The organism is Leisingera sp. M658 (assembly GCF_025144145.1).
In the GTDB taxonomy this organism is placed as follows: Bacteria; Pseudomonadota; Alphaproteobacteria; order Rhodobacterales; family Rhodobacteraceae; genus Leisingera.
Window position 1 is genome coordinate 3459236 of record NZ_CP083546.1, and the last position, 12817, is coordinate 3472052.

Below are 12817 nucleotides of genomic sequence, written 5' to 3' on the forward strand. Positions count from 1 at the left end.
AAGTATGAAGAGATTTAATAGCGGCGGGCAAACCTCCCATAAGGATTTGAACATCCTTCTGGTAGATGACGACCACGGGGACGCCAAGGCCGTTCAGCGGGCATTCAAGAAAGTCAAAATCGCAAATGAGATCACCCGCGCGATCGACGGGCTTGAGGCGCTGGATTACCTCCGCGGGACGGGTGGCAAGGACAAGATCCAACAGCCCTATGTGTTGCTGGTTGATATCAAGATGCCGCGGATGAGCGGCATCGAGCTGGTCCAGGAATTGCGCGCAGATCCTGAACTCAGCAGGTCAGTGGTATTCTTCCTGACGACCTCAAGCCACGAACAGGACATCGAAGCTGCCTATGATTTGAATGCAGCAGGCTATATCGTGAAAGAAACAGCAGGGCGTGATTTTCTGCAACTTGTCGATATGGTTGACCGCTATTGGCGGATTGTCGAATTCCCTATCCCCGGCACCTGACCCGCAGCACTGTTGCGGCACTGCGTCTGAAAATCACCGGCAGCCATGCAAAAAACGCCGCACTTCCGGGCCGGTTTCAACGCGATGGCAAGGTGCCGTCATATCTTGACACTGAGGGGTAAAGGATAGCTGTCTTGTGCCTGAGACAGATTGCAGAAATTCCATTCACATCCCCGAGAGCAGGAGGTGCAGCAGATTATGCCCCGCTTTGAGATCAGTCCGGAAAACCCGGCCGGGCCGGAAGCGTCAGCCCTGATCCGGCGGCATCTTTCGCAAATGGCGGCACAATCGCCGGAAGAAAGCTGCCACGCGCTGGATACAAGCGGCCTTGAAGGCCCTGAGGTACAGTTCTTTCTGCTGCGCCAGGGCGGCAAACCGGTTGCCATGGGGGCGCTGAAACTGCTGGACGGCGGCGCACGCGAACTGAAGTCCATGCACACGGTGTCCGAGGCCCGCGGCAGCGGAGCAGGACGCGCAATGCTGGAATTCCTGCTGCAGCTTTCCCGCAAAGAAGAGGCCACAAGCCTCTTTCTGGAGACTGGCTCCACCGATGATTTTCTGCCTTCGCGCAGACTGTATGAATCCCTTGGTTTTAAGCAATGCGCGCCCTTTGGGGATTACGCAGCGGACCCTTGGTCAGTATTCATGCACCTGGACTTGCGCGCAGCGGCTTGACCCTTGGCACCCGCCTGTCATAACTGGCGCCAAGCGGTCCCTTAGCTCAACTGGATAGAGCAGCTGACTTCTAATCAGCAGGTTGAGGGTTCGAGTCCTTCAGGGATCGCCATTTCCTTTAGTGCCAATTAGGCATAACCTTGCACACTTTGGGGGTTTTGATGCACACCCTGTGTCAAGTGGAAAGTGCCAAGTGAAGTTGAGAGTAGTAAAAGGCTCAGATAGAAAACGCTTTCGCTCCTCGACCGACCCCAGGGGACCAGCAGGCAAATGTCAGCTCATGAGCGTGTTCAGGACGGGTGCAACCTCCTTTAGGAGGTAGATCGGTGCGATAGCCACACCATTCAGCCGGAAAGCTTCAATCCCGTGAGCTGCAAAAGCCGCCAGAATCGTGTTCCGGTGAAGCCCGGTCTCCTTCACTAACACCGTCGGCGTGGTGAACTTGTCATGGAAAGCAGCGATGTCCGCACCGGACATCCGCCACTGGGAGCGTTTTGTCACCGGGTGCAGAACCTCCATCGCAGGTGTATGGCCACTTTCGATCAACGCTTGGAACGCCCCCTTCTCCCGCACTCCGATTGAGCGGGCAAAGGCAGTTGCGTTCACCTTCCCTTCCATGGCCGCCATTTTCTGCTCGCGGGGGCGAAGTAACTCCGACTGATCAACTTCGGCAACGTTGACGACGAGTCCGTGATAACCAAACGTTTCAGCGCGCTTGCCGACCCTCAATCTGCCGTCCCTGATCGCAGCGATAATCTGGCCGACAGAAAGGCTCACTCGCTTGTGAACATGCTGGATCGTTTCCCATCCTGGCGTACCAGCTTCTAACAAAATAGCTTTTCGCTCCAAATCCTCGAGCAGGTGCAGCCCATCAGACACTCGCCAGGGATACTTGATCGTTGCAACTTTCGTCCTGGGCGCCAGAACGCCGTCAGCTTCTAGAGATTTGAGTTCGACTAGCGTCGCGCCCATAGCTTTGCGCATCGCAATCGGCCCGACCAAAGTCGGGATCTCCTCCAGAAGGGGTCTGTATCTCTTTGCGTCGAAGGTCTTGCGAGCATCAGCGCGCGTCTCATCAGGAGGGAACGCTCCAGCCTCAGTCAGGAAGCCGTTGAGGACCGACTTGCCAACCCCGGTTTCCCTGCTTGCCGAGGCAAGCGAATGGAGGCGTCGTTCAGGCACGGTTTGACCGAGAACCTCATCTCCCGCCTCGACCGGCCAGATCCTCAACAAATGCCGCCGTACAATATGGCGAAACCCATCGAAGCTATCATCGCTGCAATAGAGGCGACCTAGAGCCTCGAGCAGCATAGGAAATGCCTGTTTTGACCCAAAGTACCCCCCATCCCCCGCCTGCAAAATGCGATCGAGAGCACACGTGATTGCCTCAGGCCCTCTCGATGCGGCATCAAAGCCTTTGGCCTTCGCAGCACGGTCGTCAGTTTCAAGTTCCTGAGCACGAAGGAGTTCCTTGCCAAGCAACGCACAGCAGGTCATGGCGGCAAACAAAGGCTGAGTTTCCAGCCACGTTTTGTCCTCACCTTGCGACAGGCGCCGATCAAGCCAGACGTCACAGGCGGACGGCTCAATCAGATCGCTGTCAAAATTGCCCGCCAGAAGGTTTGGCAGGATCTCAGCCAATCTGGCACCGGCATCATCACGATTTACAGGCCGCGAGCATTCCCATAGTGGCATCAGAGGATGGCGGTGCCGCAAGCACACATCAACGCCGCTGCACAGCCAGTCTCCCGCCATGGCCATGTGCCTCAGCGGAGAGGCTTGTTTTTCTGCCGCCTAACGCAGGCAAAGAGGGCAGCCGCGGATGACAGGGTTGCGTTTGGCGCGGGAGACAAAAACTTCTCCGCGATTTTTCATGCGTACGTCCCCGACTGGCTCACCTGTCCATGACAGCATGGTGGCCAGCTGATCGGGCGCCAAGCCGGATCGGGTGGCAAAATGTCAATCGCCTCCCGATCCTGGTTCAAGATCCGCTTAAAACTAAAGCCAAGATCAAGGGCAAATCCGGTGGCGTCGGTACCATTGATCGCAGCCATGCGCGAAAAGAAGGAGGGAAGAGTCTCCCGCTCCGAAGGCTCGACCGCCAAGGGTAACGTTTCTATCAACGGGGTACTCCGTCTCATTCTTGCATAACTTTAGGGCAAGATCGCTTATGCAAGCGCGAGTGTCCAACCCGTGAGGCCCCAGGATAGATTCAGGACGGTGTCGATCCCGCTTTTGGTTGCGAGTGAGCTATTAGGTAAGTTCGAGACCATGGCCCCGGCTGTGTGAAAAATTGATAAACTTGCAACCGCAGGTTTGGTGCAGGCATTTACAAGCGGCGAAACCGCCCCTCTCGTGACATTGCTGCGCAATGCACTGCCGGGCAGTGATCGAGAGCATGTTCGGCAGGCTCAAGGACTGGAGACGCATCGCAACCCGCTACGGCAGATGTCCGAAGGTGTTCCTGTCAGCAATCGCTCTTGCCGCCCTCGTCATCTACTGGCTTTGAAACTCAAGGAGTCCAGAGCCTAGGGGCAAACCGGGGGACTTCAGGCAGCTTCGGTCCCTGGCACCTGCATATCGGCATCTTTGATGCTGCTGCGCCATGATTTCAGTGAAAGACAGGCTCAGGTTGCCTGATCGACGTGTCTGTCGGCAGAGTTTCTGGGTCCAAAGGCATCCTAAACTGAGAGAGGCTTTGGCTCGTCTGGTTGGTTTGGTTATGCGGCGCGTTGTCTGTGGTGCAGGGTGCATGTCGGCGGCAATGCCAAGGACGTCTGCAAGGAACTGAAAGCCAAAACCTTTACCGTCGGCAACAACATCTATGTGATGAAGTCTGCATTCGCCAAGGATACCGACCTGCTGGCGCATGTGCTGCAGAAGGGCAAGGGCAAGATGCCCAAGGCCAAGGACGGCGTGGCGCTGACCTCAAAGTAGGCCTGTACCATCCTTTCGCGCGGTGCTGCTCAGCCTATTGACACATTTTAAACCTTTTTTAAGCAAAATTGCCCGCAAGATAGTCTTGAGAGACACTGGGGCGGTCAGGCTAGATTGCTCCCGGAGAAGGAGTTGCCATGGTTTGGGCTGGACTGTTCGCAGGTATGATCACCGGAATGTGCGCCACGGCGTTTGGTTTTTTTGTGGCCGCGCTGCCGCTGTGGCTGAGCCTGCTGCTGTATCCGGCAGCCGGGCTGGGCGCGACCGTGCTGGTGATCGCGGGGCTTTCCCTGCGCTGCTGGCTGCAGTCGCAGCCGGTCTTCGGGCAAGCCTACGGCAACCGCGCCTAGCCGCGCAGCCAGCTGACGATCTGGCCTTGCCGCATCGCGCCGGCCTGGCGCTTTTTCTCCTTGCCGCGCTCAAAGGCGACCAGGGCCGGGATGCCGCGGATGCGGTAGCGCGCACCGGTGGACGGGTGGTCCTGGGTGTTCAGCTTGACCAGCCGCGCCTTGCTGCCCAGTGCCTTGGCGGCCTTGGCAAATTCCGGCGCCATCATCCGGCAGGGCCCGCACCAGGGCGCCCAGAAATCCACCAGCAGCGGCAAATCGTCATTCTGCGCCGCCTTCTGCAATGTGGCCGGATCCACATCCACCGGCTTGCCCGGCAGCAACGCCGCGCCGCAGCTGCCGCAATTGGGGCCTTTGCCCAGCTTGTCCTCCGGCACCCGGTTCAGCTGGGCACAGGCCAGGCAGGTCAGGGTCTTGGCGCCCATGATGGTTCCTCCGCTTCAATCCTGCCCTGATACAGACATCGGCTGCCAGGCCGCAAGAGACACCGCCGGAGCTTCACAAACCTGTAATCAGCACTGGAAGCCGCAGGCCGCCGCTTCAATATCAAAGGCATGCAACAGATACTCCGCCTCCTGCCGCCGCTTGCGGCCGTTCTGGCAGCCGCCGAACTGGCGCATTTTATGAATCTGACCGCAGGCCTGGGGGCACATCCCTGGTGGGCGGGCAAGGTGATCTGGCTGGGCGCCCTGCCCGGCCTTGTTCTGGCCCTTGCCGTCCGGCTGCTGCATCCCCCGCGCTGGCTGGCAGCCGTGGGGTTCGCGGTCTTCTGTGCCGCGGCCTTTGCCATCGCGGCAGCAGGTAAGGCGCAATTCGCCGCGTCTTATGCCGAGGACCTGCTGGCCGGGAAATTCTGGTACTTTGGCTGGATTGCCGTCTGCACCCTGGCTGCTGCTACGCTTGCAACACTTGCCGGCCCGTCTGCGGAAACCCGTTGACCCAGCGCATTCCGCGCCGGAAGATGATTAGACGACACAACAGACATCCGGAGATTTAGCCATGATTTCACGCCGGAAAATTCTGAGCACCGGTACTGCGGCCGCCGCAGCAACCTTGCTTCCGCTGCCTGCGCTGGCCCGCAAAAAGGACCCCGCTCCCTTTGATCCCACCCCGCAGGAGGTCCGGATCCGCAAAGATTTTGCCCCGGGGCAGATCCTGGTGCTGCCGCGCTCCTACTACCTGTACTTTGTCACCGACAAACGCAAGGCGATGCGCTATGGCGTTGGCGTCGGCAAGGCTGGTCTTGAGTTCACCGGCACAGCGGTGATTGAACGCAAAAAGGTCTGGCCCACCTGGCGCCCGACCGACGAGATGATCGAACGCGATCCGCGGGCCTATGCCAAGTTTGTCGACAATGAATACATTCAGCCCGGCGGGCCGGAAAATCCGCTGGGTGCGCGGGCCCTTTATCTGTTTCAAAACGGCATCGACACCTACTTCCGCATCCATGGCACCAACCAGCCGCAGACCATCGGGCACTCGGTTTCCAACGGCTGCATCCGGATGATGAACGAGCACGTTACGGATCTGTATCAGCGGGTTCCGCTCGGCACGGTTGTGACAGTGCTTTAGGCACGGTTCTGCCGGAGACTCCGCGTCACTTTGGATTTTTTCTTGCGCCAGGGGTGATTCCTACTCAATTCTGTCACCGCAACGTCACGCGAGTATCATCACTGTTGCCTTACCGGCGCGGTCATGACCTTTGCAGGCCGTTGCCGTTCTGCCGCATGAAGCGGGCAGAGAATTGAGACGACTTAGGAGAATACGACGATGGCGACTGGCACCGTCAAATGGTTCAACACCACCAAAGGCTACGGCTTTATTGCACCCGATGATGGCGGCAAGGACATTTTTGTCCACATTTCCGCAGTTGAGCGATCAGGGCTGACCGGCCTGGCCGACAATCAGAAAGTGACTTACGAACTGCAGGCTGGCCGCGACGGCCGCGAGTCCGCGGTTGATATCGCACTGGCCTCCTGATCCGAACTTCCGATCACGCCTGAGAGCTTTCAAACAGCCCTGCCCGCCGGGGCTGTTTTCAATGTTGAATCGCCGTGACCAGCTGCAGGGCTGCCGGTCCGATCGCAGCCACGTTCAACGCAACGCCCCGGGCATTCGGGTGGATGCCGTCATCCTGCAAATAGGCCTGCGCCGCTGCCGGGTCGCCGCCCACCGCTGCTGCAATGCCCGCAAAGGCATCCGGGTGCAGCACCGCATCGAATTCGGCAGCCAAGTCCGGGTATATCGCATCAAAGGCGGTCTTGTAGTCCAGCCCGTAATTGCCCGGCGCCTTCATGCCGATCAGCAAGGTTTCAATACCCAAGGTTTCGGCTTCCTGCAGGATGAGGGCCAGATTGGCTCGCGCCGCCGCTGGCGCCAGGCCGCGCAGCAGGTCGTTGCCGCCCAAAAGCACGATCAACCCGTCGGGATTGTCCGACAGCGTCCATTCCGCCCGCTCTGCCCCGCCGGCGGTGGTGTCGCCGGACACACCGGCATTCTGCAGCACCACTTCGGCGCCGTTTTCATTCAGCCAGTGCTCCAGCTGCGGCACCAGACCCTGGTCCTGCGGCAGCCCGTAACCCTGCACCAGACTGTCGCCCAATGCCGTGATCCGCAGCGGCTCAGCCCAGGCGGCGTTTGAAAAAAGCAGCAAACTCAACAGCGCCAGTATCTTGTGCATCGCCGCAAACACTCCATATCCGATAGGTGGATCCAACAGGCAGGCCCGATGACCAACGATAACAGCCCCGTTCTGCATCTCTTAGATGCGTCTTTGACCCTGAATAGCAATACCGGTCCGGTAGAGATTTTGCACGGCATATCGCTCGATGTGCGGCGGGGGGAGACGTTGGGGCTGGTGGGGCCGTCCGGGTCCGGCAAGTCCTCGCTTTTGATGCTGATGGGCGGGCTGGAGCAGGCCACCGGCGGCACGATCACCGCACTTGGCCAGGATCTGACGGCAATGGACGAGGACGCGCTGGCACGTTTCCGGCGCAACAACATGGGGGTGGTGTTCCAGAGCTTTCACCTGATCCCAACCATGACCGCTCTGGAAAATGTCGCCACGCCGCTGGAGCTGGCAGGCCACAAGGATGCCTTTGACCGTGCCCAGGCGGAACTGGAAGCGGTTGGCCTTGGCCATCGTGCCGGCCATTTCCCGGCGCAAATGTCGGGCGGTGAGCAGCAGCGCGTGGCCTTGGCGCGCGCCCTGGCGCCGCGGCCTGCGATCCTGTTGGCGGATGAACCCACCGGCAATCTGGATGAGGCCAACGGCGAGGCGGTAATGGATCTGCTGTTCGGTCTGCGCGACCGCTACGGCGCGACGCTGGTGATGGTCACCCATGCGCCGGAACTGGCGGCCCGCTGCGACCGGGTCGTCCGCTTGCGCGACGGGCGGGTGGATGACGCCGCCGCGCGCGAGGCCGCGGAATGAATGCTGCCGCCTTCCGCCTCGCCTGGCGTTTTGCCCTGCGCGAGCTGCGCGGAGGCCTGAAGGGGTTCCGCATTTTTCTGGCCTGTCTGGCGCTGGGAGTCGGGGTGATTGCTGCCATCGGTTCGATCCGGGCGTCGATCGAAACCGGGCTGTCGCGTGAAGGCGCGACCATTCTGGGCGGCGACGCCGAGCTGAACTTCACCTACCGCTTTGCCAATGAGGACGAGCGCGCCTGGGTGGAGAGAAACGCAGTGCGCTATTCCGAAATTGCCGAGTTCCGCTCGATGGCGACGGTGGGCGAGGAGCGCGGGCTGACCCAAGTGAAGGCGGTGGACGGGCTGTATCCGTTGAAGGGAGCGATGCAGCTTTTGCCACCGATCCCCTTGGAGTCCGCTTTGGCAGGCCCAAAGGGCCTGCCGGGCGGCGTTATGGACCGGGTACTGGCGGACTGGCTGGGATTGCAGCCGGGCGATACGTTCCGGCTGGGTACGCAGGATTTCACGCTGACAGCACTGATCGCACTGGAACCGGATGCCGCGGCCTCGGGCTTTGAACTGGGTCCGCGCACTATGGTGCGGACAGCGGATCTGGCGGACTCCGGACTGTTGGAGCCGGGCACGCTGTTTGATACCAAATACCGGATGCAGCTGCCTGCGGGCAGCGACCTGACCGCACTGCAGGCCGAGGCCGAAGGCCTGTTTGAAACCACCGGGATGCGCTGGCGCGATGCCAGGAACGGCGCGCCGGGGATATCCTCATTTGTGGAACGTCTCGGCGGGTTTCTGGTGCTGGTGGGCCTGTCCGGACTGGCAGTAGGCGGGGTTGGCGTTTCCGCCGCCGTGCGGGCCTATCTGGCGACCAAAACCGCCACCATCGCCACCCTGCGCACGCTGGGGGCGGAGCGGCAGACGATTTTCCTGACCTACTTTCTGCAGATCGGCGCGCTAACGCTGATCGGGGTGGGTATTGGCCTGGTTTTGGGCGGGTTGGGACCCATGCTGCTGGGGCCGCTGATTGCTGCACAGCTGCCGTTCCCGGCGGTGTTCTCGATCTATCCGTCCGCACTGGCCGAGGCCGCAATATACGGCGTGCTGACCGCCTTCATCTTTGCCCTATGGCCGCTGGCCCGGGCCGAGCGCATCCGCGCCGCCTCGCTGTTCCGGGACGCTTTTGCCAGCCAAACGCGGCTGCCTGCACCGCGATATCTGCTGGCGACCGCGCTGGCATTGGGGGCACTGGTGGGGCTGGCTGCCTGGTTCAGCGGCTCGGCGCAGCTGACGCTGTGGACAGCGGGCGGGCTGATGGGCGCGCTGATGGTGCTGCTGGTTGCGGCGCTTGGCATCGGTTTTCTCGCCCGCCGCGGTTCCGGTGCGTCGCGGGGGCGGCCTGCCCTTCGATGGGCGTTGTCGTCCATCGGAAGCGCCCGTGACGGCGCGGTGCCTGCGGTGCTGGCACTGGGTCTTGGCCTGACAGTACTGGCTGCCATCGGCCAGATCGACGGCAACATGCGCCGCGCTATTGCGGGCAACCTGCCGGATGTGGCGCCCAGTTATTTCTTTGTTGATATCCAGCGCAGCCAAATGCCCGGGTTCCTGGAGCGGGTCGAGAATGACCAGGCTGTGACCCGGGTAGAGAACGCGCCGATGCTGCGCGGGGTTCTGACCCGGATCAACGGCCAGGCGGCCACGGAAGTTGCCGGTGATCACTGGGTGGTACGCGGCGACCGCGGCATCACCTATGCCGCGGCCCGGCCTGAGGCGACGGAGGTGACTGCCGGCAAATGGTGGCCGGAGGATTATACCGGCGAACCGCAGATCAGCTTTGCCGCAGAAGAGGCGGAAGAACTGGGACTGTCCTTGGGCGACACGCTGACGCTGAACATTCTGGGCCGCGACATCACCGGCACCATCACCAGTTTCCGCAATGTGGATTTCTCCACCGCCGGCATGGGGTTTGTGATGGTGCTGAACGAGGCCGCACTGGCCGGCGCGCCGCATAGTTTCATCGCAACCGTCTATGCCGAAGAGCAGGCCGAGGCCGCAATCCTGCGCGATCTGGCCCGTGAGATGCCGAACATCACCGCGATCCGGATGCGCGACGCGATCGACCGGGTGTCGGACATCCTGCGCCAGCTGGCCGCCGCCACCGCCTATGGCGCCGCAGCAACGCTGCTGACCGGGTTTCTGGTGCTGCTGGGCACGGCGGCAGCTGGAGAGCCCGCGCGCCGGTATGAGGCGGCACTGCTGAAAACCCTGGGCGCGCCGCGCAAACAGATCCTGCTGAGCTTTGCCCTGCGATCCGCCTTGCTGGGCGCCGCCGCCGGGCTGGTGGCGCTGGCGGCGGGCATTGCCGGAGCCTGGGCGATCAATGCCTATGTGTTCGAGACCAGCTATGCGGTGATCTGGCCGAATGCGCTGATGGTGATTTCAGGCGGGGTGCTGACCACGCTGCTGGCCGGACTGGCCTTTGCCCTGCGCCCGCTGGCCGCCAAGCCCGCCCGCATCCTGCGCGCAAGGGAATAAATGGCGCTGCGGCGGCCTTAGCGGGCGCCGCAGGAGACCGGCTGCAAAATGCGCAACAGGTCGTGGTTGTCGCACACCAATGCCTCCAGCGTGATGTCATCAAGCGAAGTATAAAACGCCTGTGCCGCATCTGCCAGCGCCACCTTGAGACGGCAGGCATCGGTCAGCGGGCAGGTATTGTCCGCGTCGGCAAAGCACTCCACCATCGGCAGGCCGCCTTCGACATCGCGAAACACGTCGCCGATCCGGATTTCCAATGCGGGCTTACCCAGGTTCATACCGCCATTGCGCCCCCGCTGGGTCGCCAGATAGCCAAGCTGGCTCAGCTGGTTGATCACCTGCGCCAGATGGTTTTCCGAGATATTGCAGCATTCGGCAATCTCGGCCTTGGTCACCAGACGGTCTTTGTGCGCGGCGCAATACATCAGCAGCCGCACGGCAATGTTGGTCCTTTTGGTAATGCGCATGGGTCGCTCCCGCAGCTATGGTGCATCGCTTATTGCACAGGCCGCCAAAAAGCGGTTTGACATACATCAATAACCGGAAACACGAACGATAGGCAGAGCGGATGACAGGCCCTTATTTCTTTGGCTACGGCAGCCTGGTGAACACGGCAACGCATGACTATGGCGGCGCCCGGCCTGCCCGGCTGCGGGGGTGGCGCCGCGCCTGGGTGCATACTGGCCTGCGCGAGGTGGCGTTCCTGTCGGCGGTCCCTTGCGCGGACAGCGTGATTGACGGGCTGATCGCCGAGGTGCCCGGGGCCGACTGGGCTGCGCTGGATGAACGGGAATTTGCCTATGAACGGCTGCCCGCATCAGACAGGGTCCAGCATAGCCTGGGCGGGGCGCCGGAGATTTCCGTCTATGCCGTGGCAGCGGAACAGCAAAACGGCGCCACGGATAAGCATCCCATCCTGCTCAGCTATCTGGATGTGGTGCTGCAGGGCTATTTGCAGGTCTTTGGCGAGGCAGGATTGCACGGCTTTGCTGCCACCACCGATGGCTGGGACGCCCCGGTTCTGAACGACCGCGCCGCGCCGCGCTATCCGCGCCACCAGCCGGTTTCAGCAGCCGAGCGCAAATTGTTTGATGAACTGATCGACAGTACAGGTGCCCGCCGGATAGACTCAGGATCATGATAGAAAAAGCGCTGCTGCACCTCGGCCGGATTGCACGGCAGCTCTGGTTCAGGGTTGTGCTGATTTCCCTGTTTTCCTTGCTGGCCCTGCTGCTCGCACCGCTGGCAAAACCGCTGCTGCCGGACAGCCTGAGCGCAGATTTCGGGCGCGAGGCGGTGCTGCCGGTGCTGACGATCCTGGCGTCGGGCATGCTGGCGGTCACCACCTTTTCGCTCAACGTCATGGTCAGCGCCTACCGCACCGCGGCGTCAATGGCGACGCCGCGGGTCTACCGGCTGCTGCTGGAAGACACCGTCACCCACCGGGTTCTGGCAACCTTTGTGGGCGGCTTCATCTATTCGCTGAGCGCGGTGATCCTGTTCCGGGCCCGCTATTATACGCCTGAAGGCGCGCTGGTGGTGTTCGGTCTGACGATCATCGTGGTGATCCTGATCGTCGGCGCCATCCTGCGCTGGATAGACCATCTGTCGAGCCTGGGCAGCATGGATCACACCCTGCGGCTGATCGAAAACCGCACCCGCGCCAGCCTGCGCGCGCGGATGGAAAAACCCTGTCTGGGCGGGCTGTGCGCACGTGCAGAGGCCAAACCCGGCGACGCCGTTGATATCCCCGCCGCCAAGAGCGGTTTTGTCCGCTTTGCCGGGCTGACCCGGTTGAACGATCTGGCTGAGGAAGCCGGCACGCAGATCACCCTGGCACGCGCGCCCGGCGAGTACATTCTGCGCGGCCAGCCGGTGGCCTGGGCTACCGCCGGGGATAATGACTTCTGCAAGGCGGCTTCAGCTGCGATCGACATCGGCGATGTACGCAGCTTTGATCAGGACCCGTCATTCGGCCTGTCGCTGCTGGCCGAGACCGCGCAAAAGGCACTGTCGCCCGGTGTCAATGATCCCGGCACCGCGGTTGAAGTCATGGGCCGGCTGGAACGGTTGCTGTGGGAGAACACGCCGGCGGATGAGACCAGTGACGCCCGCGAGGCTGCCTACCCCAATGTCTGCATCCCGCCGGTCACCGCACAGCATCTGCTGGCCTGCGCCTTTCCCCCGATTGCCCGCTGCGGCAGTGATGCCCCATCAGTCATGCGCTGGATGGGAAAATCCCTAGACGCGCTTGGCGAGCATCCGAACCCGGATATGGCCAAAGCCGCCAGGGAAATGTGCCGGGAACTGAAGGATGGCAGCTGGGGCTGAGCGGCCTGTGATTGGCAAAAGGGTGTGCACCCGCCTGTTCCGGCGCATGAAATATGCGCTGTGCACAGTTGGGCATGGCACCGCTCCCCATGGGGAGCGGTGC

General features: G+C 61.6%; 14 protein-coding genes, 1 tRNA gene and 2 pseudogenes. 13 read left to right on the top strand and 4 right to left on the bottom strand.

The window, feature by feature from the left end; translation table 11 throughout:
- Window positions 1-4: 4 nt before the first annotated feature.
- The 3 genes from K3724_RS17015 to K3724_RS17025 all read left to right on the top strand — a co-directional run bounded on the left by K3724_RS17015 (window position 5) and on the right by K3724_RS17025 (window position 1256).
- Entirely contained in the window at window positions 5-469 is a 465-nt protein-coding gene (locus tag K3724_RS17015) for a response regulator (RefSeq protein WP_259987505.1), read from the top strand.
- 198 nt (window positions 470-667) lie between these two features.
- Window positions 668-1144 carry a GNAT family N-acetyltransferase gene (locus K3724_RS17020; protein WP_259987507.1) on the top strand — a complete coding sequence of 159 codons (477 nt, stop codon included), beginning with the start codon at window positions 668-670 and terminating at the stop codon, window positions 1142-1144.
- 35 nt (window positions 1145-1179) lie between these two features.
- Window positions 1180-1256: transfer RNA gene (locus K3724_RS17025), tRNA-Arg, on the top strand.
- 161 nt (window positions 1257-1417) lie between these two features.
- On the opposite strand, the gene K3724_RS17030 is transcribed toward K3724_RS17025, so the two are convergent.
- A complete protein-coding gene (locus tag K3724_RS17030) occupies window positions 1418-2905 on the bottom strand; it encodes a hypothetical protein (RefSeq protein WP_259987510.1) in 1488 nt (495 codons plus the stop codon).
- Window positions 2906-3533: 628 nt separating this feature from the next.
- On the opposite strand from K3724_RS17030, the pseudogene K3724_RS17035 reads away from it, so the two are divergent.
- From K3724_RS17035 to K3724_RS17045, 3 genes and pseudogenes are all read left to right on the top strand, one after another.
- Window positions 3534-3653 (top strand): annotated as a pseudogene (locus tag K3724_RS17035) (transposase); the annotation flags it as partial.
- A gap of 239 nt (window positions 3654-3892) precedes the next feature.
- Window positions 3893-3955: pseudogene (locus K3724_RS17040) on the top strand (DUF4157 domain-containing protein); the annotation flags it as partial.
- A gap of 263 nt (window positions 3956-4218) precedes the next feature.
- Window positions 4219-4431, top strand: a complete 213-nt coding sequence (locus K3724_RS17045; protein ID WP_259987512.1) for a hypothetical protein — start codon at window positions 4219-4221, stop codon at window positions 4429-4431.
- Here K3724_RS17045 and trxC read toward each other — a convergent pair.
- Entirely contained in the window at window positions 4428-4853 is a 426-nt protein-coding gene (trxC, locus tag K3724_RS17050) for a thioredoxin TrxC (RefSeq protein ID WP_259987514.1), read from the bottom strand. The two genes, K3724_RS17045 and trxC, sit on opposite strands and share 4 nt — an antisense overlap.
- 129 nt (window positions 4854-4982) lie before the next feature.
- Here trxC and K3724_RS17055 point away from each other — a divergent pair, with 129 nt between their 5' ends.
- The 3 genes from K3724_RS17055 (at window position 4983) to K3724_RS17065 (ending at window position 6408) form a co-directional block, all read left to right on the top strand.
- The gene (locus tag K3724_RS17055; RefSeq protein ID WP_259987516.1) at window positions 4983-5366 is read left to right on the top strand and encodes a hypothetical protein; all 384 of its coding nucleotides are present in this window, start codon (window positions 4983-4985) and stop codon (window positions 5364-5366) included.
- Between the two features lie 61 nt (window positions 5367-5427).
- Window positions 5428-6000 carry a L,D-transpeptidase gene (locus K3724_RS17060; protein ID WP_129369548.1) on the top strand — a complete coding sequence of 191 codons (573 nt, stop codon included), beginning with the start codon at window positions 5428-5430 and terminating at the stop codon, window positions 5998-6000.
- A gap of 198 nt (window positions 6001-6198) precedes the next feature.
- Window positions 6199-6408, top strand: a complete 210-nt coding sequence (locus K3724_RS17065; protein ID WP_024088679.1) for a cold-shock protein — start codon at window positions 6199-6201, stop codon at window positions 6406-6408.
- A gap of 58 nt (window positions 6409-6466) precedes the next feature.
- Here K3724_RS17065 and K3724_RS17070 read toward each other — a convergent pair whose 3' ends face one another.
- Entirely contained in the window at window positions 6467-7108 is a 642-nt protein-coding gene (locus K3724_RS17070; RefSeq protein ID WP_259987519.1) for an arylesterase, read from the bottom strand.
- Window positions 7109-7156: 48 nt separating this feature from the next.
- On the opposite strand from K3724_RS17070, the gene K3724_RS17075 reads away from it, so the two are divergent.
- Entirely contained in the window at window positions 7157-7861 is a 705-nt protein-coding gene (locus tag K3724_RS17075; RefSeq protein WP_259987521.1) for an ABC transporter ATP-binding protein, read from the top strand.
- Complete coding sequence (locus K3724_RS17080; RefSeq protein WP_259987523.1) at window positions 7858-10383, top strand: ABC transporter permease; 2526 nt, start codon at window positions 7858-7860, stop codon at window positions 10381-10383. The genes K3724_RS17075 and K3724_RS17080 overlap by 4 nt, the downstream gene beginning before the upstream one ends.
- 17 nt (window positions 10384-10400) lie before the next feature.
- Here the strand turns inward: K3724_RS17080 and K3724_RS17085 are convergent, their stop codons facing one another.
- Window positions 10401-10850 carry an Rrf2 family transcriptional regulator gene (locus K3724_RS17085; protein ID WP_259987525.1) on the bottom strand — a complete coding sequence of 150 codons (450 nt, stop codon included), beginning with the start codon at window positions 10848-10850 and terminating at the stop codon, window positions 10401-10403.
- A gap of 101 nt (window positions 10851-10951) precedes the next feature.
- On the opposite strand from K3724_RS17085, the gene K3724_RS17090 reads away from it, so the two are divergent.
- Together K3724_RS17090 and K3724_RS17095 are read left to right on the top strand one after the other, a co-directional pair.
- Window positions 10952-11524: a gamma-glutamylcyclotransferase family protein gene (locus tag K3724_RS17090; protein WP_259987527.1), complete on the top strand. Its 573-nt coding sequence runs from the start codon at window positions 10952-10954 to the stop codon at window positions 11522-11524.
- On the top strand, window positions 11521-12714 hold the full coding sequence (locus K3724_RS17095; RefSeq protein ID WP_259987529.1) for a DUF2254 domain-containing protein: 1194 nt from the start codon (window positions 11521-11523) through the stop codon (window positions 12712-12714). The genes K3724_RS17090 and K3724_RS17095 overlap by 4 nt, the downstream gene beginning before the upstream one ends.
- Window positions 12715-12817 lie beyond the last annotated feature (103 nt).